General features: G+C 45.8%; 22 protein-coding genes. 12 read left to right on the top strand and 10 right to left on the bottom strand.

Features of this window, described 5'->3' with window-relative positions:
• Positions 1-23 precede the first annotated feature (23 nt).
• A complete protein-coding gene (locus tag NFU07_RS07565) occupies positions 24-1,127 on the top strand; it encodes an acyltransferase family protein (protein WP_251476368.1) in 1,104 nt (367 codons plus the stop codon).
• 101 nt (positions 1,128-1,228) lie between these two features.
• On the opposite strand, the gene NFU07_RS07560 is transcribed toward NFU07_RS07565, so the two are convergent.
• Positions 1,229-2,083 carry a metallophosphoesterase family protein gene (locus NFU07_RS07560; protein ID WP_251476365.1) on the bottom strand — a complete coding sequence of 285 codons (855 nt, stop codon included), beginning with the start codon at positions 2,081-2,083 and terminating at the stop codon, positions 1,229-1,231.
• A 165-nt stretch (positions 2,084-2,248) separates the two neighbouring features.
• On the opposite strand from NFU07_RS07560, the gene NFU07_RS07555 reads away from it, so the two are divergent.
• The 3 genes from NFU07_RS07555 to NFU07_RS07545 are packed head-to-tail and all read left to right on the top strand — an operon-like array spanning position 2,249 to position 4,122.
• On the top strand, positions 2,249-3,019 hold the full coding sequence (locus NFU07_RS07555) for an isocitrate lyase/PEP mutase family protein (RefSeq protein ID WP_251476364.1): 771 nt from the start codon (positions 2,249-2,251) through the stop codon (positions 3,017-3,019).
• Positions 3,020-3,037: 18 nt separating this feature from the next.
• On the top strand, positions 3,038-3,622 hold the full coding sequence (locus NFU07_RS07550; protein WP_251476362.1) for a bifunctional transcriptional activator/DNA repair enzyme AdaA: 585 nt from the start codon (positions 3,038-3,040) through the stop codon (positions 3,620-3,622).
• Positions 3,619-4,122 carry a methylated-DNA--[protein]-cysteine S-methyltransferase gene (locus NFU07_RS07545; protein ID WP_235197437.1) on the top strand — a complete coding sequence of 168 codons (504 nt, stop codon included), beginning with the start codon at positions 3,619-3,621 and terminating at the stop codon, positions 4,120-4,122. The genes NFU07_RS07550 and NFU07_RS07545 overlap by 4 nt, the downstream gene beginning before the upstream one ends.
• A 70-nt stretch (positions 4,123-4,192) precedes the next feature.
• Here NFU07_RS07545 and NFU07_RS07540 read toward each other — a convergent pair whose 3' ends face one another.
• Positions 4,193-4,954, bottom strand: a complete 762-nt coding sequence (locus NFU07_RS07540) for an SDR family oxidoreductase (RefSeq protein ID WP_251476360.1) — start codon at positions 4,952-4,954, stop codon at positions 4,193-4,195.
• A gap of 142 nt (positions 4,955-5,096) precedes the next feature.
• Here NFU07_RS07540 and NFU07_RS07535 point away from each other — a divergent pair, with 142 nt between their 5' ends.
• Together NFU07_RS07535 and NFU07_RS07530 are read left to right on the top strand one after the other, a co-directional pair.
• Entirely contained in the window at positions 5,097-5,663 is a 567-nt protein-coding gene (locus NFU07_RS07535; protein ID WP_251476358.1) for a TetR/AcrR family transcriptional regulator, read from the top strand.
• Between the two features lie 251 nt (positions 5,664-5,914).
• Positions 5,915-6,079 carry an aspartyl-phosphate phosphatase Spo0E family protein gene (locus tag NFU07_RS07530; RefSeq protein WP_235197434.1) on the top strand — a complete coding sequence of 55 codons (165 nt, stop codon included), beginning with the start codon at positions 5,915-5,917 and terminating at the stop codon, positions 6,077-6,079.
• 79 nt (positions 6,080-6,158) lie between these two features.
• Here the strand turns inward: NFU07_RS07530 and NFU07_RS07525 are convergent, their stop codons facing one another.
• Both NFU07_RS07525 and NFU07_RS07520 read right to left on the bottom strand, forming a co-directional pair.
• Positions 6,159-7,064, bottom strand: a complete 906-nt coding sequence (locus NFU07_RS07525; RefSeq protein WP_251476356.1) for an ABC transporter ATP-binding protein — start codon at positions 7,062-7,064, stop codon at positions 6,159-6,161.
• Positions 7,064-7,813 carry an ABC transporter permease gene (locus NFU07_RS07520; RefSeq protein ID WP_251476354.1) on the bottom strand — a complete coding sequence of 250 codons (750 nt, stop codon included), beginning with the start codon at positions 7,811-7,813 and terminating at the stop codon, positions 7,064-7,066. The genes NFU07_RS07525 and NFU07_RS07520 overlap by 1 nt, the downstream gene beginning before the upstream one ends.
• Positions 7,814-7,932: 119 nt before the next feature.
• Between NFU07_RS07520 and NFU07_RS07515 the strand changes: the two genes are divergently transcribed.
• From NFU07_RS07515 to NFU07_RS07500, 4 genes are all read left to right on the top strand, one after another.
• Entirely contained in the window at positions 7,933-8,649 is a 717-nt protein-coding gene (locus tag NFU07_RS07515; RefSeq protein WP_251477153.1) for a response regulator transcription factor, read from the top strand.
• A complete protein-coding gene (locus NFU07_RS07510; protein WP_251476352.1) occupies positions 8,636-10,345 on the top strand; it encodes a sensor histidine kinase in 1,710 nt (569 codons plus the stop codon). The genes NFU07_RS07515 and NFU07_RS07510 overlap by 14 nt, the downstream gene beginning before the upstream one ends.
• A 209-nt stretch (positions 10,346-10,554) precedes the next feature.
• Complete coding sequence (locus NFU07_RS07505; protein ID WP_251476349.1) at positions 10,555-10,944, top strand: RDD family protein; 390 nt, start codon at positions 10,555-10,557, stop codon at positions 10,942-10,944.
• A 126-nt stretch (positions 10,945-11,070) separates the two neighbouring features.
• Positions 11,071-11,805, top strand: a complete 735-nt coding sequence (locus NFU07_RS07500) for a class I SAM-dependent methyltransferase (protein WP_251476348.1) — start codon at positions 11,071-11,073, stop codon at positions 11,803-11,805.
• A gap of 62 nt (positions 11,806-11,867) precedes the next feature.
• Here NFU07_RS07500 and NFU07_RS07495 read toward each other — a convergent pair whose 3' ends face one another.
• A complete protein-coding gene (locus tag NFU07_RS07495) occupies positions 11,868-12,704 on the bottom strand; it encodes a YsnF/AvaK domain-containing protein (protein ID WP_251476346.1) in 837 nt (278 codons plus the stop codon).
• A gap of 301 nt (positions 12,705-13,005) precedes the next feature.
• On the opposite strand from NFU07_RS07495, the gene NFU07_RS07490 reads away from it, so the two are divergent.
• Positions 13,006-13,203, top strand: coding sequence for a hypothetical protein (locus NFU07_RS07490; protein WP_052650118.1), 198 nt, complete (start codon positions 13,006-13,008; stop codon positions 13,201-13,203).
• A gap of 75 nt (positions 13,204-13,278) precedes the next feature.
• Here the strand turns inward: NFU07_RS07490 and NFU07_RS17700 are convergent, their stop codons facing one another.
• The 4 genes from NFU07_RS17700 to NFU07_RS07470 form a co-directional block, all read right to left on the bottom strand.
• Positions 13,279-14,121: an STAS domain-containing protein gene (locus NFU07_RS17700; RefSeq protein WP_285835942.1), complete on the bottom strand. Its 843-nt coding sequence runs from the start codon at positions 14,119-14,121 to the stop codon at positions 13,279-13,281.
• Between the two features lie 229 nt (positions 14,122-14,350).
• A complete protein-coding gene (locus NFU07_RS07480; RefSeq protein WP_251476344.1) occupies positions 14,351-15,406 on the bottom strand; it encodes a hemolysin family protein in 1,056 nt (351 codons plus the stop codon).
• A 66-nt stretch (positions 15,407-15,472) separates the two neighbouring features.
• Entirely contained in the window at positions 15,473-16,777 is a 1,305-nt protein-coding gene (locus tag NFU07_RS07475; protein WP_251476341.1) for a hemolysin family protein, read from the bottom strand.
• A 39-nt stretch (positions 16,778-16,816) separates the two neighbouring features.
• Positions 16,817-17,203, bottom strand: coding sequence for a MerR family transcriptional regulator (locus NFU07_RS07470; protein ID WP_251476339.1), 387 nt, complete (start codon positions 17,201-17,203; stop codon positions 16,817-16,819).
• Positions 17,204-17,685: 482 nt separating this feature from the next.
• Between NFU07_RS07470 and NFU07_RS07465 the strand changes: the two genes are divergently transcribed.
• On the top strand, positions 17,686-19,050 hold the full coding sequence (locus NFU07_RS07465; RefSeq protein ID WP_251476337.1) for a copper amine oxidase: 1,365 nt from the start codon (positions 17,686-17,688) through the stop codon (positions 19,048-19,050).
• A gap of 670 nt (positions 19,051-19,720) precedes the next feature.
• On the opposite strand, the gene NFU07_RS07460 is transcribed toward NFU07_RS07465, so the two are convergent.
• Positions 19,721-20,671 (bottom strand): class F sortase, encoded by a 951-nt coding sequence (locus tag NFU07_RS07460; protein WP_251476335.1) that lies wholly within the window; start codon positions 20,669-20,671, stop codon positions 19,721-19,723.
• Positions 20,672-20,720 lie beyond the last annotated feature (49 nt).

Below are 20,720 nucleotides of genomic sequence, written 5' to 3'. Positions count from 1 at the left end.
TTTTCAGGATGAAAGGGTCTGCCATGAAGAAATCAATTCACCTTAGTTTGGAAAAGCTAAAATCCGAAAAACCGGCAGAAAAAGGGAGGGACCCTTATTTCGACAATGCCCGCTTCCTTTTAGTCGCGCTGGTGGTGCTTGGACATCTGCTGAGTCCGGTACGGGAAAGCAGCGAAGCGCTATATTTTGCAAATAACTTTTTGGCTTCATTCCGCATGCCTGCACTGATTCTGATAACCGGCTATTTCACGAAGCGTGTGTGGAAGGACAAAGAGCGGTTCGTCAAGCGTCTCGTGCTCGGCATTCTGCTTCCTTATTTGGTATTTCAAAGTTTTTACTTGTGGATGCTTGGGCTGGTTCAGACATTTCCGGAACTCGCAGCGAATCTTTTTGCACCGAGTTTCGGGATGTGGTTTTTGCTGAGCCTGCTTTTCTGGAATTTATTGCTGCTGCCGTTTTCCAAATTGAAGCATCCGATCTTGGTGTCGGCTGTTATCGCGCTTGCCATCGGCTGGGTGGATGGAGCTGGAGAATTCCTGAGCCTGTCCCGGACATTCGTTTTCTTGCCGCTGTTTCTTATGGGCCATTACGCGAAAAAAGAACAGCTGGATTGGTTCAAGACGCAAAAAGCGAAAGTTGTGTCGCTTTTCAGTGCAGCTGCAAGCCTCTTTCTGCTTTCTGCTTTTTCATTGGATCAAGCGAGAGACGCACTGTTAGCCAGGCACCCTTATGTCCAAGTAGCAGATTCCATGCTGGAAGGCACGTGGCTGAGGCTGGTTTTCTACCTCATTATGCTTTTGGGCATCATCGCTTTTCTGCCATGGGTGCCACGGCAGAAATGGTCATTTACATATCTGGGCAGAAGGACGGCCTACGTTTATGTCCTTCATCTATTCTTCATCAATCTCTTCACGCTTCTGGAACTTTTCCCGAAAGAATTGGACTGGTCGTTCTATCTCGGGTTGCCGGTTGTATGGTTCGCCATTGTCATGTTCGTCAGCTCAACACCGGTCATTTTTCTCGCCAAGCCAATTGTGGAAGGGAAAATTTCCGTTCCGGTATTGCGGGAATGGATTTTTGGAATGAAGTCATTGGGGCATTCCGGAAATTTAGCAGATAAGAAATAACGAGGACGGGTTTTCAGAACTCGTCCTTGTTCATTTTCAGCTCAAGTAAAAATCCCCTCATCCGAATAGGATGAGGGGATTGAAGGCTATCTGCTGTTTTGTTAGACTCTTTGTGCCTTCCGCACCGGCAGCGGAATCACATGCTTCACGTCGCTGTCCGGACCGAGAAGCTGACGGTTTAAAGAGAAATGTGGAATGGCGTGGCCAATCACCTGCGCACTTTTTTGAAGTTCAGGGTCGTAAAGGTCAATCGTCTCAATACTGATTTCTGTATCGGACAGATCAATGATGCGCGCCGTCTGTTCATCAAGCACGGCTGCCAGCTGCATGAAATTCCACTGTTCACGAACTGCAATGGAGTTGCAGTGGTTATGGCCGTTTATATAGAGGCCAGCCCCTTGTTTTTTATTCAACACTTCCCATACCGGAATGCCGGGATGGATGCTGCGGGATTCTTTATCTGATTGGATGGTGGTGTCGTAGACGGGATGGTGCCCGAAGACGATGAGTGGGCGATTGCCGCTTTGTTCGACGACGCCTTCTAGCCAATATAGCTGAGCGGGGTCAAGTGCACCGCCGCAGTCGCGATAATCCTGCTCTTTTGCCGTATCGAGAAAAGCGAGCACTGCTTGGTCGGTTGAAATGTCGCGGTAGCGTTTCTGCTGCGTGATGGTCAGCACTTCATGGCGGGTTTGCCCGTAGAGATCGTGATTGCCAAGGACTTGAACAAACGGCTTTTGGTGCTGATCGATGATCGCATAGATTTCTTCGAGTTCCTCTTTCAAACCGTAATTCGTCAAATCGCCGATGGATACGTACAGGTCTGCCGGAATCGAGAAAAAACGTTCCATAAAATTTATATAGAACTTTTTTCGGTCCTCCTTTATGAACGCGTATTCCTCTGCAAGTGCTGGATAGTGCAAGTCGCCGATTACTGCAATTTTCATCGTCTTCATCGTCTCCTCTCTATCATTCCTTTTAAGTATCGCAGACGAATGCTAAGCCCGCTTTAAGCCCATGTTAAGATTTGTAAACTTGCAGACCATAAGTGCAAGAATGAGGACGAACCCGTCTAAACCGCTTGGTAGAATGAAACCAAGAAGACAAAGGGGGAAGCAATCATGGATAACATCAACGCTTTTTGGGAAATGCATCAAGGGGGCAAGGTATTATTTCTGGGAAATGCCTGGGACGGTGCCTCGGCGAGAATGCTCGCAGCAGCTGGATTTCAAGCGATTGGCACCACCAGTTGGGGAATTGCCGATTCTTTTGGATTACCGGATGGTGAAAAAATGGCGTTTAATATGAATTTGAAAATCATTCGGGAAATTGTTGAGAGTGTGGAGATTCCTGTGTCTGCAGACATTGAATCTGGATATGCGGAAGATAACGAGACCATCGTCCGGCATGTATTGCAAGTCGCAAAAACCGGAGCGGCAGGCATCAATATTGAAGATTCGATGAAAAATGGAGATGGTCTTCGGGATCTAGCAGAACATGCAGAATACTTGAGCGCCATTCGTTCGGCACTGGATGCTGCCGGTTATGAACGTTTCTTCATCAATGCGCGGAGCGATATCTATCTTCAGGAAACTCCGTCGCAGGAAGAGGCGGTGAAACGTGCAAAAGCCTATGAACAAGCAGGGGCAAGCGGGATTTTTCTGCCGGGGTTAACGGAAGAAAATGCCGTCCGCGAGCTGGTGGATGCACTCGAAGTGCCCCTGAATTTATTGTCGCTGCCGGGTTTGACGAATGTGGAAAAATTGAAGAGTTGGGGAGTTCGCCGCTTCAGTATCGGCAATGCGCTTTCGGATAAAATTTTCGCTATAATGAGAGAAGAAGCTAAGCAAATGGTAAATTCCGGCGGGACATCCCGTTTATATGCCAGGTAAAAGGAAGGGGTTCCGAAAATGAAAACCACGCATTTTTCATTTGAAGAAATGTGGGAGAAAATCATGGCCTGCGACCCGGGCTATGACGGCTTGTTCTATACGGCGGTAAAGACGACCGGCATTTACTGCCGTCCATCTTGCCGTTCCCGGAAACCGAAAAAAATCAATGTTGAGTTTTATTTCTCGCAGCACGAAGCGGAAGCGCACGGCTATCGCGCCTGCAAAAGATGCCAGCCGAATGCCGGACTGTCGCCGAATACGGAAGTGGTGCGGGAAGTGGCATTATTTCTCGCGGCTAATTATAGAAAGCCTTTACTGCTGCAGGAAATTGCGGATCATGCAGGCCTCACGCCGTCTTATCTGGACCGGATTTTCAAACAAGAGACCGGGGAAACACCGCTCGCTTATTTGAAAAAAATCCGCGTCGACAAAGCGGCGCATCTTATTGAACACAGCGCTTTATCCAATCTTGATATCTGCTACGAGGCGGGATTTCAAAGTCCGTCCAATTTCTATAAAGCGTTTAAAACAATCAAACAATTATCTCCCGGCGACTACCGCAAAAACGGTGTACAAGCCGGGACAAGGAGGGCCTTATCATGAATGAAATGCATTTGCTCGATTTGCCGTCACCGGTCGGCATTATTGAAATTGCCGGAAATGCAGAAAGCATCCATTCGATCCTATTTACAGACCGAACGGAGCCGCAGCATCTTCTGACCGCCGAGACACCAAAGCCACTCAAACAATGCGCGCAGCAGCTTGAAGAGTATTTCAAAGGTGAACGCATGGATTTCGATTTGCCGCTCTATTCCATCGGGACGCCTTTTCAGCAGGAAGTTTGGCAGGCGTTGATGGAAGTCGAATACGCGAAAACCGCCTCCTATAAGGAGATTGCCGTTGCGATTGGCCGCGACAAAGCAGTGCGTGCAGTGGGGAGCGCCAACAGCAAGAACAAGCTGACCATCGTTGTCCCGTGCCACCGCGTAATCGGTTCGAACGGTACGTTGACGGGCTATGCCGGCACCCTCGAACGGAAAGAATGGCTGCTTGGGCACGAGCGGGCGGTGAGAGAACGGCAAGCGAATGCAGTAAGCAGGTAACAGCAAAAAAGCCCCGGTTCGAAGTGAACTGGGGCTTTTGCTGTTTTATTGTTTAGCGGACAAGGTTTTTTTAGAACGCTGATGTCCAGCCGCCATCTGCTGTTACAACTGTGCCATTGACGAAGTTTGATTCGTCAGATGCCAAGAACAAAGCAACTTGTGCAATATCTTGTGGCTGGCCAACGCTCGGGATAACCGCTTGAGCTAAGCGTGATCGGCCCATGCCAAATTCGTTGATGTTCTTCATAGAAGCGCTGATGTTGGTTTCAACTGCTCCTGGGGCAATCGCGTTGCAGCGGATGCCTTCTTTTGCGTACATAAAGCCAGTGTTTTTCGTCATGCCGACTACTGCGTGTTTGGATGCGCCGTAAGTAGCGCCAGCATGTGCACCGTTCATGCCGCCAGTTGACGCGATGTTGATGATATTGCCTTTCTTTTTCTCCAAGAAGATCGGAATGGCTTTACGCATAGCGCGCATTACGCCTTTCGTGTTGATGTCGAAAATCAGGTCCCAGCGTTCATCTGTAATGTCGCCGACCGGCTCGAATCCGTCCATGATGCCGGCATTATTGACTAAGATATCAAGCGTGCCGTAATCGTTGACTGCTGCATCGATCATGCTTTCCACGTCTTCTTGCTTTGCTACGTTCGCTTTAACCGCTTTTGCAGTACCGCCGTTTGTTGTGATGCCTGCAGCGACTGCTTCTGCACCTTCCAAGTTCAAGTCCGCTACGATGACTTTCGCACCTTCAGCTGCGTATAATTCCGCAATCGCTTTTCCCATACCGGATGCTGCGCCTGTTACTACTGCTACTTTGCCTTCTAATTTCATCAATAAAACCTCCTGTTTTTTAATGAACAACTGTATAATAAAATTATAATCCTTTTGAGCAATCGCTTACAATAAGCAAAAAATGAATAACTGTCTATTAAAGAACACAAATTAAAAAACTGTCTAATAAGAGGTGGAAATAATGAAGCAAGTGGATTTGCGCATCATCAAAACGAAAGAGTCTTTAAAAGAAGCGTTAATGCTCCTCTTGAAAGAAAAGACCTTGAACTCCATTTCTGTGACGGAAATTTGCCGATTGGCGAAAGTGAACCGCGGCACTTTTTATACGCATTACGGCCAAGTGGAAAATCTTTTTGAAGAATATTTCAAGGAAATCATGCAGAATTTAAAGGATTCTTATCTGGAACCCTACAAATATGCTTGGACCATCCATACGAAAGAATTGAATCCGGCGACGATCCGGATTTTCCATCATATCGAAAAATACGAAGAATTCTACCGGATTGTATTTTCCAAAACAGCTCCTTTGAACTATTATTATTTGCTGTTCGACCATCTTCAGCAATTGCTGGACGAAGATATGCGCCTTCATGGCAACGACAAAATCGATACGGGCATGCTGAGTGCATATCAGGCCAATGCCATCCTTGGGTTAGTTATAGAATGGCATCGCCAGGATTTCAAACAAAACGCCGAAGAGATGAATAAACTATTGGTGGAATTATTGAAATATGTAACTCAAGATTAAGCGAAACAGGACTTTTGATTTTTTATTTAATATTCTAAATAGAGTAAATAAGACGATTGAACCATTTCATTATTTATGTAATGATTGCATTAAGGGGAAATCTTTTCCTTTTTTAGGAGGGAATTGATAGTCTCGTGTAGAAAGTCTATAATAGAATAGATTCTATTGGATGTACGATGTCTCAACCAAGCAGAAAAGCTTGGATTTCCCGCATGGGCACTAGGCCCGCCAAAGAAGGAGGAGGTTCGGTGATGACGGACTTTGAAGAAAAGCAAGCATTGATGATCCATTCCGGATTAACAAAAGGTTTGACGCATCCTGAAACCATCCGCATTTCACAAGAGCTGGATGACCTACTTAATGAATTGATGAAACAGTCTTCGAATTTGAAAAGACATAGTGAAACCAAGAATTAGAAAATACCCGTAAACAATGAACCGCAGTGAAATGGCCGATGCCTTTCACTGCGGTTTTTGCTTATCTTTTGTTTATATTCTACTCCGCTAAGAACATTTCCTCTAACGAAGGCTCATTTACTTCCACCCGGAAAATATCGACTTGGCAGCGGGTGAAGGCCCGTATGATTTCCGCAATTCTTTTTTCGCTTCCGACTGTAATTGAAGTAGAGCCCGTTTCTTTCCGCAATTCAGAACCCGCTGTCTCAAGCCAATTGTAAAGATTGTGGGATTCGCCTGCTGGAACTGGACCGTGCTTCAGTTCAACCGTAATGGCGGAGCGGTAATAAGAGCGCAGCTCGTCCATCGTCCCACTTTTGACAATCCCGCCGTCTTTCATAATGGCAATCGTCGTGCAGATCTTTTCGACTTCGTCTAGGTTGTGGGAAGTCATGAAAACGGTCTTGCCGCGCTCTTTCAATGATCCGATCAATTTATGGATATGCAATGCCGATTCCGCATCGAGGCCGGAAGTCGGTTCATCGAGGAAAATCAGGTTCGGGTCGTGAATGATGGCTTGGGCAATGCCAAGTTTTTTCTTCATCCCAAAAGAGAACTTGCCGACTTTTTTATTGCCGGCATTTTCTAGGCCGACTTGGTTCAAGACCTGTCGGCATTCGGCAGTGGAAACCGGCTTTCCGGATAAGGAGGACAAGAACTTCAGATGCTTCATGGCGTTCATTGAATTGAATAAGGTGGAGTAATCCGGCATGACGCCGATATGCTTTTTCATCCGTTCGTCCGGCCCTTCGACGCCTAGAATCGTAAAGCTGCCGCTTGTCGGACGGGTGATGCCGGTCAGCATATTGATGAACGTGGATTTTCCTGCCCCGTTGCGCCCGAGGAAGCCGAAGATTTCCCCTTCTTCAACAACAAGGTTAATGCCGTTCACGACGGAGGTGGAGCCATATGTTTTGTTCAGTAACTTCGTTTCAATCGCTTTCATCAAAATTCCCTCCTGTTAAAAATCAGTGCAGCCGCTGCCAGCAGCAGCCCGGCGAGCCCAAAAATAATCAAAAACTGATACGTGTCTTCCATCAAATAATAATACGGGCTCGCGAATTTGAGCCATGAAAACCACGGATTGTCTGTAAAGACCAACCAAGCGCCGAGCGCCGGAAACAATAAGCCGATGACGATTCCGAGAAACATGGTCGCGGACGGTTTCGGGATGGCGACAGACAACAAAATCGTCAAGGCGATCTGGAATGTGAGCAAAGCCATCACTTGAGAGAAGATGAAGAAATCGAACTTCAAAGCAAAAATGGCGATTACTAAAAATGAAATCACAAGGCATGTAAACCAGAACAGCCAAGCACCGGCAAATTTGCCGAGCAGGATTTGCAGCCGGGAAGTCCGGGTGACGAGAAACCGCATCGTGCGTTCATGGCTTTCTTTGTTGATGCTGTCATGCGACAAACCCATCACGAATAATTGGCCGAAGATGAACAGCAGGATCAGCAGCCCGACGGTATGGATATCGGCCATTTCCTTTTCAGTAAGCGCGATGCCGGATGCTAACAGTCCGGAGAATTTCGCTGAATAATAAGAGGTGAGGAGCAGGATGGCGATGATGATAATGGATTTAACGCTTTTGAACATGCTGATGAATTCTCTTTTTCCAATGGCAATCATGATGATTTCCCTCCAAAGTTCTTTTGGGCGCACGGCCCGTTTGCTTGTATCTGTCTTCATTATAAAACCGGTTCCTTAAGCTGAAAGAACCGTTGCCTTAATTTTTCCTTAATTCTCCTTATTTAAATCACTGGGATGATATGATAAATAAAGGAAACAAGATGGAAGGGAATGTCTCGATGAAAGACCCTCAATTATTGATCGTAGAAGATGAACAAGCGATTTTACATATGCTGTTAACCATTTTAAAAAGGGAAGATTTTCGGCATATCGATACGGCCGGCACTGCGGAAGAGGCGCTGGAATTATGCAAATCGAAATCTTATGATCTGATTTTGCTGGATGTCATGCTGCCGGGGCGGAGCGGCCTCGAAATCTGTCCGCTCATCCGGGAGATCTCGGACGCGTCGATTTTCTTTTTGACCGCCCGCTCAACCGATCTCGATAAATTGACCGGATTTGCGATGGGGGCGGACGATTACATCACGAAGCCCTTTAATCCGCTGGAAGTGGCAGCCCGCATTAAAGCGCATCTCAGAAGGCGGCTTGGCAATGTGCCAAAGCTTGAACCGGCATTTTTTGACTACGGCGCACTTTCTGTCAATCCGAACGCAGGTGAAGTGAAAGTTCACGGGAATCCCGTTGAATTGCCAGCTCAAGTATATCAATTGCTGCTGTTTTTCTGTAAACATCCTAATCAATTATTCAGCAAAAGCCAGCTTTATGAAAATGTATGGGGCGAAGAATTTTTCGGCGAAGACAATACCGTCATGGTCCATATTCGGAAATTACGGGAAAAAATCGAAGCCGATCCCAGCAGTCCGGCGTTGATCGTAACCGTTAGAGGACTTGGCTATAAATTTGTTCCAGGAGGAGGCAGCCATGAATCTGCATAAGCGGTTTATGGTGCAGTTCTTTATCCAGCTCTTCCTGTTGTCATTCGTTTTTCTGTTATTCATGCTGACGCTTTGGGGAGCAATCGGCTATTTCATCACTGAAGATGAAGCAGCCCGGGATTTAGCGGATGCAGAAAGCAGTTATTTTGTGAATCAATTCGATTTCGATAAAAATGGCGCTTCGATTAAAAGCGATTTGAGAAAATTGGCGGAAGCTCAAGACGGCTGGCTGATCTTATTGGATTCCAATGGGCGGGTCCTGGATTCTTTCAATACCGATGGAAAACTGCCTGAACAGTTTGCAGTCGAAGAAATAGCAGCGCGAATTTGGAGCGATTCGGCTGACGGGCAGCATCATTATTGGGAATTGGAAAATACGGAGCGGGGAACCTTGTTTTTACTTTACGGCAAGGAGAACCTTGCTGCCCAATGGCTCGCTTCGGCTGAACCGGCAATTGACTGGGAAAAAGAGGACTTGAATTTAACGGCGGAGTTGAAAGCAGAACTGGAGGAAGAAGCGGCTTGGATGCAATTGATTGGTCCGGATGGCAAAGTCCTTGATAGTTACGGGGATGTAAAAGAACAGGAAAACTATACTATCCGAAAAGTTGGCGAGTTGACTGCGGACCACCGTTCTACGGCGATAAAGACAGATCCTGAAACCGGAAAATCGGTGATTGCAGGAGCTGCTGCGCCACCATCCGATGCGCTGGAAACCATATTGAAAACACAGAATTTCTATATCGTGCTGGTCGTCCTGTTGATTCTGTTAATCGGCGGCACGCTTTGGTATGCGCGGAAATTCGGCATGCCGCTTCTTGTCATGATGCAATGGATTAAAAATCTCGGGGACGGACGCTACGAACAACCCGTGAACCAAAAAAACGAGTCATTGATTACTAAACGAAATGGCAAAACCAAAAAGAAATACCGGCTTTATAAAGACCTTGTGGCCACGCTCGAGCAGTTGACGACTAAGCTGGAATTGCACCAGCATCAGCAAAAGCAGTTGGAACGGACGCGGGAAGACTGGATCAGTGGGTTGTCGCATGATTTGAAAACGCCTTTATCGTCGATTTCAGGCTACGCGCAAATGCTGGAATCACCGGATTATGAATGGTCTGCACAAGAGATCCGGGAATTTGCGGCCATTATGAATGATAAATCCACTTACATGATGGATTTATTGGAAGAATTGACCTTGACATTCCGTTTGAAAAACCAAGCCTTGCCGCTTTCGAAGGAGAAGGTGAACCTTAATGAGTTCATCCGCCGTATCGTCATCCAGTTCATCAACGATCCGGCGAACGGAAATTGGAAGTTTTCCTTTCATGCCGCTTCTGACAGTGTCGAGGCTGCGATCGACCCGAAGTGGTTCCAGCGCATTATTGAGAACCTGATTGTCAATGCGATGAAATACAATCCAGCGGGAACGGAAATCAAACTTTCCATTTCAGCGATTGAACAGCATCTAGCGGTGATTGTCATTGAAGACGACGGTGTTGGCATGGAAACGGAAGTCCTGGATAAATTGTTTGACCGCTATTACCGCGGGACGAATACACATGATTCCAGCGCAGGCACCGGACTTGGGCTTGCGATTACGAAACAGCTGGTCCAGCTGCACGGCGGTTCTGTCCAAGTAGCGAGCAAACTTGAAAAAGGCACATCTGTCCGAATCATCGTGCCAGTTTGAAAAGAAGGAGGCAGCCGCAGCGGCTCCAATATATGTAGAAACTGAAAAAGAAAGAGATTCATTGAATGCTTTTCCGAATCCAGAATGATAAAGACTCCGTTCCTTGAAAAGGGACGGAGTTTTTAATGTTTTGCATTTTGCTGAATAATTGCCTTCTACCCCAGAGTCTTCTATCATAAGGGTAAATCTATTGGAAAGTGGGGGATTTAATGTACGAATTGACGAAAAAACGCACGAAAGCAGTTATGGTTGATTCGGTCGTTTCTACAATGGTTACGGCAGCTTTAGAACCGGTTTTGCGTAAAAAGATCAAGAATGAGACGTTCCTTCAAGTGGTGCTGCCCACAGCCGTTTTCTGGGGGCTTGAATATGCGCAGCTTCGCCTGAAAGGGCAGACGCTTGGCCAAAAAGCGTTCGGCATTAAAGTGGAAAGCGAAGACGGTGGCGACTTGACAGATGCCCAGATTTTGAAACGTGTTGTGCACCGAGATACGATCGGTCCGCTTGCTTATTTGCGCGACCGCCAAAAATACGCAGATTCCCAAGGCGAGAAATTCCCTCACGATGCCTATGCGAATACGATTGTAAAAGAACAATGAAAAAGCGAAGCGGCTCCGAAAAATTTTCGTGGCCGTTTTTTTGCGGGTTCTTCAAGCCGTAAAACTATTTCTCCAATTGTCAGCTGATTATAATGAAGGAAAATAAGAAGGGCGGTGCAGGAAATCATGAAATTGTACAAAGAATTGGCAGAGTGGTGGCCACTCATGTCGCCGCATACGGAATATGAAGAAGAAGCTGCAATTTATGCGGAGATCATTCAACGCCATCACCCGGGTGTGAAAAAAGCTGTGGAGTTTGGATCAGGCGGGGGCAGCAACGCTTTTTATCTGAAACAGCATTTCCAAATCGTCTTGGCGGATCTTTCGCCCAATATGCTCGCTGTCAGCCAGCAGTTGAACCCGGAATGCGAACATCTGCAAGGCGATATGCGCACTTTGGATGCAGGAGCAGATTATGATTTGGTTTTCGTCCATGACGCCATCACGTATTTTAAGGAACCCGATGATTTGCTGGCCGTTTTTCGGAATGCAGGACGGCATTTGAATCCGGATGGCCTGCTGCTCATCATGACCGACCAGTTCACGGAAACTTTTTCAGGCGGCACCCATCATGGAGGAATCGATAAGGATGGGGGCGGTATGCGGTATTTGGAATGGACCTATGACAGCAATCCCGACGATCATATGACAGAGACGCATTACCTTTATATGATGAGAAATGAGAATGGAAAGGTTTTTACTGAATCGGATAGCTCGCAATCTGGTTTATTTTCTATGCCGGAATGGAAAAGCCTTTTAAAAGAGGCAGGATTTATCGCAACATTTGAACCGGTGCATTACACGACAGAGCCTGGAGATTATTATGCGATTGTTGCAAGGCTAAGTGAAGGCGCAGTATAACGAGGGGAAATCCTAAAAAAGCAGCATGGAACGGCTCTCGCCACCCATGCTGCTTTCGGTAATTATAAAGGCTTGCGCCCGTTTGTAGTTGAATCATTATCCTCATCAATATCCGCTACTTCACGGCGAGTCGTTTCTGTGACTTGTTCAGTATCTTGGACTTTGCGCTTCCCAACGACGATTTCTTCAGAAACAACATCCGTTTTCGAAACTTCCACACGCTCTTCAGAAACTGGAATGTGGATGTTGTCTCCGTCCTGATAAGCGTCTTTCCCTGTCAATCCGCCAGTAGTGGTGGAGTCTGCCGCTTCATTTACAGGGCGGCGTTCAATGTATACTTCTTCACGTTCTACTGGTACTTCAATTGTTTGCGTATCTTCAACGACATGCTTTCCGACATTGACTTCACCGGTTTGAACGCGTTCTTTATCCACTTTCAAATGCTCTTCATGCAAGCGAAGGCGCTCTTCGTCTGTTGTTGAAGCATCTGTTCCATTTGTGAAAGTAGAGCTCGCGCCGCCGGTATTTGCGCGTGATTCGCTGTAGCGGTCATAAGATGGACCATATTCACTGTCCACATAAAGCAGAATTTTGCCGTTTTCAACTTCGCGTTTATAAACATCGGACTCATCCGAATCGATTCCCATCGTATCGAATGCTTCATATGATGAAGATTCTCCTGCCAATGTGGAAATGAATCTTCCCATGAAGCCTTGATCTTCCTGGGTATCCAGTTTCACATCTGTTTGTCCTTTAATCATGGATAGCTGATCTTCATCTTGAGCAATCACATACATATCTTCTTCTCGATAACCTTGAGATTTCAGTTCTGTGATTTTGCTTAATACTTCTGCCTGTACATCAAAAGTTCCGATAAATGTATTTTCACGTTTAGCCATTATTAAATTCCTCCTGTGTAAAATTGGATTCCTGTAAAGTAAGGTACTGCTAGTGTACCCCCGTTCTTTCAAATGCTAAACATTTTAGGGCGTAAATAGGAACTAAGGAATAGAGAATCAGCCGGATTTACGAGATGTTCAAACGGCCGCTGAGCCCATGGGAGAGTAAGCTTATGTATTTTTTGTGACTTGCGTGTTTTTCAGGTTTGAATACTAGAAAAATAAGGAATGTAAAAGTACAATTATTATTAAGAGGCTGAAGAAACTTAGCCTATAATTTATTTCAAAGGAGTTGAAGGCGATGAAATTGGGAACAGTCCGAGGGTCAAGTATGATTGTCAAAACGGCACGCAGCCTGGTTGAGGAAGGCTGGTCATTCATGGTGGATGAATTCGATGTCATTATTAAAGCAGAGCACAAAGCCACCGGTGAAGCTGTGTCTTTCAACTCCATGGGAACATTGAAGCGATGGATGTATGAAAAAGCGTTGAGCTATTAAATAATTCAGTATAAAGAAAGGGCCGCTGGAAATTCAGCGGCCCTTTCTATGTGTAGTTTTATAACAGCAATCACTTTAGACGAAGTTCAATTTATTCAAACGCATAGCCTGGGCTAACGTGTTATGAATTTCGATGTTGGTGAATTTGAGGCCTAATTGAACGGCTGTCTGTGCAATATCCGGGCTGATTCCTGATAAAGCGGTCCGTACACCGATTAAATTCAGTCCATCAATTAACTGGAAAATCTGGTGGGCGACCATCGTGTCGATAATCGGGACGCCGGATAAATCAATGAAGAGCTTGTTTAAGCGTTGTTCAGCACATTGCGCCAGTGCCTTTTCAAAAATGATATACGCGCGATACGTATCGATTTCACCGACTAGCGGAAGAAACCCGATATCATGTGTTAATGAAATGACAGGGGCACTCATCTCGACAATCATTTCACGTTGGGCATTCAACCGATTTTTCGTCGCAAGTGAATTCTGGAGGGTAAACTCCAGAATAATCCGGTTGATTGTTTCAACAACCCCACGATTCCAGGCTGCCACTTGTCTGATTGAAAGCACATCTAAATTTGCCTCGGTGTATTCCTCGATCAAATTGAGGTATTGCTGCTGGGTTCTGAAAAACTCCTCGATGATTTCTTCAAGAGGAGTAGTTAAATGGGCTTCATCTTTGGCAATGGTTTTAATCCACTCTTGGAAATCCTCTATGCATTCCGTGTCGTCTTTTTCGAACATGCCGCAAAATTTCACATGGAATGCATGGTTTTGTGCTTTTACACGTTTAATGGTTTCCGGATCTGTAGCCCCGTAAACTCCGTCTTTTGATTTATCTAGCGATTCATACCATTGCTCTGTCAGGAAATCCGTTTTGCTGCACAGGAACTCATGCAGTTTTTCGTCTCTCATCATTTCTTATTCCGCCTCCGTCATTTCTTCTTGCTTCATTTCTCTGCACTCTGCAGGGCCTACAGGATGCAGTCGAATTGCATTCTGAAAAATGGCTCTGAGGCTTATTGTAATATAGAATACCCACTCAAATCAAAATATCTAGTAAAAGGGAGGGGGAAAATAAAAAAGTCCAGCAAAATGCTGGACTTTAGAATTGGGAAAACCATCTTTAGGATAGTTGCTGCATTTGTTAAATGGGATTGATCTCGAGAGACTCCTCACTGATTTCACCGACAATTTCCTCTAAAATGTCTTCCATCGTTACAATGCCTGCCGTGTGTCCGTTCGGAGCTGTAACGATTGCCATATGGGTGCGGCTTTGCTGCATTTTGTTCAACACTTTTTGAATTGGCGTGCTTTCCGGAAAGCTAGGCATTTTATGGAGCAGCTCAGCAGGATCTTGAACACGTCCAGCTGCCATTCCGGTCAACAATTCTTTCGTATTGATGAATCCGAGAATTCGATCTTTGTCGTCAGATTCGGTCACCGGATAGCGGGTGTATTCGTGCTGATCCAGTACGCTGAAAAACTCTTCGCGTGATAGCCCTCGATCGACCGTGACGATGTTCTCGCGGGGAATCATGATGTGCTTCACAATCCGTTCATCAAATTCAAAAATGTTCTTTAGATACGTTAATTCGGTTTGGTTAATTTCTCCGCTTTTATAGCTTTCTGCCATAATCAATTTAAGTTCTTCCTCAGAATGCGCTTCTTCGTGTCCGGCAGGCTCTACTTTGAAGAGTTTAAGGAATAGGCGTGCTGAGCCGTTCATGAGCCAAATAAATGGGCTCATGATTTTGCCGAACCAGTAAAGAGGAGGTGCAAGAAGCAAGGTCATTCTTTCCGCAAATTGAATCGCTAAGGTTTTGGGTGCGAGTTCGCCGATGACAACGTGCAAAAACGTGACAATTCCAAGCGCAATTGCATAAGAAAGGGCTGTTGCTAAAGCTTCCGGTACGTCAAAATAGTCGAATGCCGGATGCAGCATTTTTTCAACTGTCGGTTCCCCCAATGCCCCAAGAATCAAAGCGGTTACGGTGATTCCGAGTTGGCACGCCGACAGGTAGTAATCGAGATTGTTGGCTACTTCTTTTGCACGTATGGCCTTTTTATTGCCTTCTGAAATAAGTTGGTCGATTCTTGACATCCGCACTTTTAAAATAGCGAATTCAGCACCGACGAAAAATGCAGTCGCGAGAATCATCAGCGCGACGAGCAGCAGATTAATGATTATTTGTCCTTCCAATATGGCTCCCCTGTGACAGGGGATTCACCTCCATTAAATAGTCAAAAGCAGGATAGGCATTCAGATTTATTCAGGTTCTCGATGGAACATAACTTGTTTAATTTGTTGATTGTCCATTTCGGTGACGGTCCACAATGAGTTTTCTTTCGTCAGCGTATCGCCGGTTTGAACTTCCCCGACACTCTTGTAATGGACCCAGCCGCCAATCGTATCAATATCTGCGCTTTCCTCAAAAGTCAGGCCGAAACGCTCTTCAAGATCTCTCAGTAGAACCCGTCCGTTAATCAAATACTGATGTTCACCGATCTGGTCAATTTCAGGCTGTTCATCTTCATCGAATTCATCGCGGATTTCCCCGACGATTTCTTCCAGAATATCTTCCAATGTCAGCATTCCGGCAGTTCCGCCGTATTCATCTGCTACGATGGCGATGTGGACACGTGCATGCTGCATTCGCAGCAATGCGTTCTGCAATCCGGTCATCTCAAAAATGGTCGGAACTTCAAGGACAAAATCCTGCAATTGCCACGGGCGGCCCGCTACGATATGCGGTAGCATTTTCTTTGCGCTGACGAACCCGATGATGCTGTCTTTGTCACCGTCTTCGGTCACTGGATAACGTGTGTAATTGTTCTCATCCAGTATTTGGACGATTTCTTCGAGCGGCATGTCTTTGTCCAGCGTAATTAGTTCAGTACGAGGGACCATGATGTCTTTCGCTGCACGCTCATCGAATGTGAAGACGTTTTCCATATAAGACAACTCAGTTTCGTTCAATTCGCCTCCTTCATAGCTTTGCGCCATGACAATCTTTAACTCATCTTCCGAGTAGGCTTGGTCGTGTCCGGCAGGCTGAACGCCGAATGCTCTTAAAAGAATCCGGGCAGCACCGTTTAATAGCCAGATAAAAGGCTTCAATACTTTACCAAACCAGAAAAGAGGAGGGGCAAGCAATAACGACATTTTCTCTGCATATTCGATCGCTAATGTTTTCGGTGCCATTTCACCAAGCACCACGTGCAAGTAAGTGACAAGCAAAAACGCAATCGCGTAGGAAGAGGCAGAAGCAACCGCATCTGAAACGGAAAGAAATTCAAATATTGGATACATCAAACGTTCAACTGTCGGCTTACCAAGGGCACCGAGTCCAAGTGCCGTCACGGTGATTCCGAGTTGGCAAGCTGAAAGGTAGTAATCCAAGTCGCTGGCGACTTTCTTTGCAGTAATCGCTTTTTTATTGCCTTCTGCAATTAGCTGATCCAGGCGTGACATGCGAATCTTAACGACCGCAAATTCCGAGCCGACAAAAAATGCCGTCAGCGCAAGTAATAGTACCAATAACCCTAAATTCAGTATCGTAATTATGTCCACTTATGTTCCCTTTTAAAAGGGATTCACCTCCGTAATTAGTTACAGCAGAGCGAGCAGGGAGGCAATGGCCACCAATTTGCTCTCAAGTGCTTTGCTGATCTGCACTTTGACATGAGTCGGTGCGTTTTTCATTTGTTCCTCTAAGCGGATGATTTTTTTCTGCAGACAATCGAATTCTTCATATACGTCTTCAGCTAGCACTTCAGTTTCCGGCAGTCGGCTCGAATCGAGCAGTTCTTTAATCTCGGCAATCGACAGCCGCTGTTTTTTCAACTGGTGAATCCGTTCGAGCGTTTGAAGGGTTGAATCGGGATAAAGCCGGTAATTCTTTTCCGAGCGCTCAACTGACAATAACCCGCGATTCGTATAATAATCGATTGTTCTGGTCGATACTCCGCTTAATTGTGCAATTTCGCCAATCTTCATTAATCCCTTCCCAATGCAAACGCCTCCTTTTTGAAATTAAAAATAGTTTAGCACGAGAGCCTAAAAACCATACAGTATAACGTGCTGGTTTATCAGAGGAATTATTCCTTTTTCTTTGCAAGCCGACATTGTTTCGACAATTTTCTGGAAATTACTCGCTTTTACCGGGATAAAAATTGCTGCCATAAATCGCTTTTTTGGAAGACATTCTTAATATATTTGATTAAAATTGGAGGATTTCAGCACTTGCGCGCGCTCAGAGAAGAATGTGCGCGTTTAATCGGATTTACGCGCGTTCAAAAAGAAATGCGCGCGTTCAAGGTGAAATTCCAAAAGAAAACCACTTCCATGGCAGGAAATCGCTTCTTTCCGACAGCTTTCACTAAAATAAAATCTTTTATTCAAAAAAGTGATCTAAACCATTTCTTCCTGCGTTTTGTTGGCAGTACAAAAAATTAAATAGGAAAAAGGAGATGTTTTAGATGAAAATGAACAAACTTTTAGTAGCTCTTCCATTAACCCTTTCATTACTGGTGCCGACAGCGGCTTTGGCAGACGGACATGAATCGCATTCAGCACCGGCTTCGGCTTCAGCAATGGAAGCCGGTACAGCAACACCGGCGGCTGAACTTCGGATCGCATTGGACACGGTATTGACGGAACATGCTTTTCTGGCAGTTGAAGCAATGAGAAAAGGTGTGGATGGCGCTGAAGATTTTGATCAGGCGTCTGGAGCGCTTCTCGCAAACGCCGATGATTTAAAAGCGGCAGTCGCTTCTGTTTACGGTGACGAAGGCGCAGCGCAATTCGATGAAATCTGGAAATCGCATATCGGCTATTTTGTTGATTATGTAACAGCGACTGCAAAAGAAGACCAGGCTGGAAAAGACAAAGCCTTGGCAGATCTGGAAGAATACAAGAAAACACAATCGGACTTTTTCGATGCAGCAACTGAAGGACGTTTACCGGCAGCGGCTGTGAAAGAAGGATTGGATATGCACGTAGATCAATTAGTAGAAGCTTTTGATGCATACGTAGCTGGTGATTTTGAGACAGTGTACGCACTTGAACGCGAATCGATCCATCACATGAGCATGTTCGCGGAAACTTTGTCCGTAGCGATTGCAGACCAATTCCCGGAGAAATTCGATAATACGAATCCGGATACACCAGCTGTTGACTTGCGTGCTCAATTGAACATGACCTTCACAGAGCATGCCGGCTTAGCAGCAATGGCAATGCAGGACGGGGCAGACGGAGCTGAAAGTTTTGACCAGGCATCTGCCGCTTTGCTTGCGAACGCTGACGATTTAACTGCAGCTGTTGCATCTGTTTACGGCGATGAAGCAGGAGCTCAATTTGAAGAAATCTGGAAATCACATATTGGCTACTTTGTTGATTACGTAGTAGCAACAGGCGAAGGCAATATGGAAGGCCAAGAAAAAGCGAAAGCAGATTTGGACCAATACATCATCGAACAAGCGGCACTTCTTGATGCAGCCACTGAAGGCCGTGTACCAGCAGATGCATTGGAAGAAGGCTTGAAAGCACATACGGGCCAATTGTTAGTAGCCTTTGACTCTTACGTTGCGGGAGACTACGATACCGCTTATAACTCGATTCGTGAAGCATATGCGCATATGTCGATGCCAGCAGCCGGATTATCAGCAGCCATCGTTGACCAGTTCCCGGATCAGTTCGGGGCTGCGGAAATGCCATCTGAAATGCCGGCAACAGGTATGGGCGGAACAGCCGCTTCCTCCACAACGCCGTTCCTATGGATCATGGCCGGCTTAATGTTAGCAGCTCTTGCGACAACAGTAGCGGTCCGTTACCGCAAGCAATAAAGAATAGAAAAGCTTAAAAGCAAATCCGGATTTACCGGATTTGCTTTTTTTTCTTGCTTGTTATTGACCGTAAAATTAAAGAAGCGGCTGTTTCTGCGAATTTAAAATACGCTCAGTTAAGGAAGAAATACGCCCAGTAGTCGAAAGAATACGCCCAGTTAAGACGGAAATACGCCCGGATAAAACCGAGAGTGAAAATAGTCTTAGAAAAGAGTTTCCGCTCGAAGAAGTCGATTCGCTGCTTCAGTCGAGGCTCTCATTACTGTTCGAATGAGGACATAACTTTATTAAAAGCGAAGAAAGTAAAAATCAGCATGAGTCGCAAAGGGGAGCCCTACGACAACCCCTGCATCGAATCGTTTAAGAAAGAGCGAATGTAACGAAACCGCATCATTGCAAGGGTGGACGCCCGAGAGGCTGCTTCAGCATCCATCGTATAGAAAATATTCCACACTTTTTTCACCGCATAGACTCGAAGAAAAATACCGCCTGAAAATCTTTTAACTTATCTTCAAGTTATAAAAACGAAGTGCGTCAGGTATTAACAAAAAGAATCAGTAAAACCACAATCCACTTTCTTGGCTAAAGTCCAAGAGATGCCTAATAACCAGAAAAACTTTTAAAAGCAAATAAAAACTGTGGAAGCGCATCTCGACGACTTCCACAGCTTCTATTTTAACGCTTCTGCTTTCTTTGATTCTTTCAAATCCACGTCGACGGAGGAAACATAGTAACGCTTGCCTTCGCTTGGCTCGATCGTAATATTCTTGCGGTCGAACAGGGAGACGGTTTCAATTTTCTTCATCTCACCGGATGCAATGTCCTCTTCATAGACGCGGTAGCCGATAATGGCATCGTCCCGTACAGCGTGCCACGAAACATTGAAATCAGTTGCAGTGACGTTCTCCGGTGCTTTGGGAGCTGCAATTTCAACTGCCGAGTCGGAGATGAGTTCAGCTGTTACCACCAATCGTTCTTCGTGCGAACCGATATCACGGTTAAAGTCGCCAGTACAAGTAATGAGATTGATGAACCGTCCGTCTGCATTTCCGAAGATTTCTTCAATCGGTGCTGCATCGGTTTCATAGCTTGCCAGTTTTTGAACTTCAAATACCATTTCCCGGCCTGTTGCATCAAATAGTTTCACTTGATCACCAGGCTTAACGTCTTTCAGCTCGTAGAATACGGCTGGGCCGGTCAAGCTGTCGACATGGCCAGCAAGGACAGCATGTCCTTTAGCGCCAGCTTTGAAACCGGGTTCAAACCAGCCTACTTGATCGACATCTTCTGGGACGCCCATTTCGCCATTTTCAAGGATCCCGGTCGGTTCGATTGCTGCCTCAACTCCGATGGACTCGATTTCGATGCGCGTCGGCTCCATGCCTTTAATGCTTTCTTGCCGTTGTTTTTGGACCATTTCCAGTTTTTCGCGCTGTTCAGGAAAGATGGGGAATTCGGCGATTTTGTCGACAACATTTCCCGCCGTCACTTCTTTTTCACTGTTTTCTTCAAGTTGTACGCTTTCTTCTTTATCCGCCGGGCCATTCGCCAACGGCTTTAAAATGAAAAATAAGGCAGCGACCAAAAAAACGGCGATGCCCATTGTCACAATCTGCTTCATTTTCCATCCCTCCCATTAAAGTAGGAATAGAGAGGGCTAAAAAGCCCTC

This window comes from Planococcus sp. NCCP-2050 (assembly GCF_023708025.1).
In the GTDB taxonomy this organism is placed as follows: Bacteria; Bacillota; Bacilli; order Bacillales_A; family Planococcaceae; genus Planococcus.
The sequence above is the reverse complement of the archived record's forward strand: the minus strand, read 5'-3'. Positions and strand labels throughout refer to the sequence as shown.

Coding starts and splice junctions, on each gene's coding strand:
- NFU07_RS07565 (WP_251476368.1), top strand. CDS start 24: ATGAAGAAATCAATTCACCTTAGTTTGGAAAAGCTAAAATCCGAAAAA.
- NFU07_RS07560 (WP_251476365.1), bottom strand. CDS start 2,083: ATGAAGACGATGAAAATTGCAGTAATCGGCGACTTGCACTATCCAGCA.
- NFU07_RS07555 (WP_251476364.1), top strand. CDS start 2,249: ATGGATAACATCAACGCTTTTTGGGAAATGCATCAAGGGGGCAAGGTA.
- NFU07_RS07550 (WP_251476362.1), top strand. CDS start 3,038: ATGAAAACCACGCATTTTTCATTTGAAGAAATGTGGGAGAAAATCATG.
- NFU07_RS07545 (WP_235197437.1), top strand. CDS start 3,619: ATGAATGAAATGCATTTGCTCGATTTGCCGTCACCGGTCGGCATTATT.
- NFU07_RS07540 (WP_251476360.1), bottom strand. CDS start 4,954: ATGAAATTAGAAGGCAAAGTAGCAGTAGTAACAGGCGCAGCATCCGGT.
- NFU07_RS07535 (WP_251476358.1), top strand. CDS start 5,097: ATGAAGCAAGTGGATTTGCGCATCATCAAAACGAAAGAGTCTTTAAAA.
- NFU07_RS07530 (WP_235197434.1), top strand. CDS start 5,915: ATGACGGACTTTGAAGAAAAGCAAGCATTGATGATCCATTCCGGATTA.
- NFU07_RS07525 (WP_251476356.1), bottom strand. CDS start 7,064: ATGAAAGCGATTGAAACGAAGTTACTGAACAAAACATATGGCTCCACC.
- NFU07_RS07520 (WP_251476354.1), bottom strand. CDS start 7,813: ATGAAGACAGATACAAGCAAACGGGCCGTGCGCCCAAAAGAACTTTGG.
- NFU07_RS07515 (WP_251477153.1), top strand. CDS start 7,933: ATGAAAGACCCTCAATTATTGATCGTAGAAGATGAACAAGCGATTTTA.
- NFU07_RS07510 (WP_251476352.1), top strand. CDS start 8,636: ATGAATCTGCATAAGCGGTTTATGGTGCAGTTCTTTATCCAGCTCTTC.
- NFU07_RS07505 (WP_251476349.1), top strand. CDS start 10,555: ATGTACGAATTGACGAAAAAACGCACGAAAGCAGTTATGGTTGATTCG.
- NFU07_RS07500 (WP_251476348.1), top strand. CDS start 11,071: ATGAAATTGTACAAAGAATTGGCAGAGTGGTGGCCACTCATGTCGCCG.
- NFU07_RS07495 (WP_251476346.1), bottom strand. CDS start 12,704: ATGGCTAAACGTGAAAATACATTTATCGGAACTTTTGATGTACAGGCA.
- NFU07_RS07490 (WP_052650118.1), top strand. CDS start 13,006: ATGAAATTGGGAACAGTCCGAGGGTCAAGTATGATTGTCAAAACGGCA.
- NFU07_RS17700 (WP_285835942.1), bottom strand. CDS start 14,121: ATGATGAGAGACGAAAAACTGCATGAGTTCCTGTGCAGCAAAACGGAT.
- NFU07_RS07470 (WP_251476339.1), bottom strand. CDS start 17,203: ATGAAGATTGGCGAAATTGCACAATTAAGCGGAGTATCGACCAGAACA.
- NFU07_RS07465 (WP_251476337.1), top strand. CDS start 17,686: ATGAAAATGAACAAACTTTTAGTAGCTCTTCCATTAACCCTTTCATTA.
- NFU07_RS07460 (WP_251476335.1), bottom strand. CDS start 20,671: ATGAAGCAGATTGTGACAATGGGCATCGCCGTTTTTTTGGTCGCTGCC.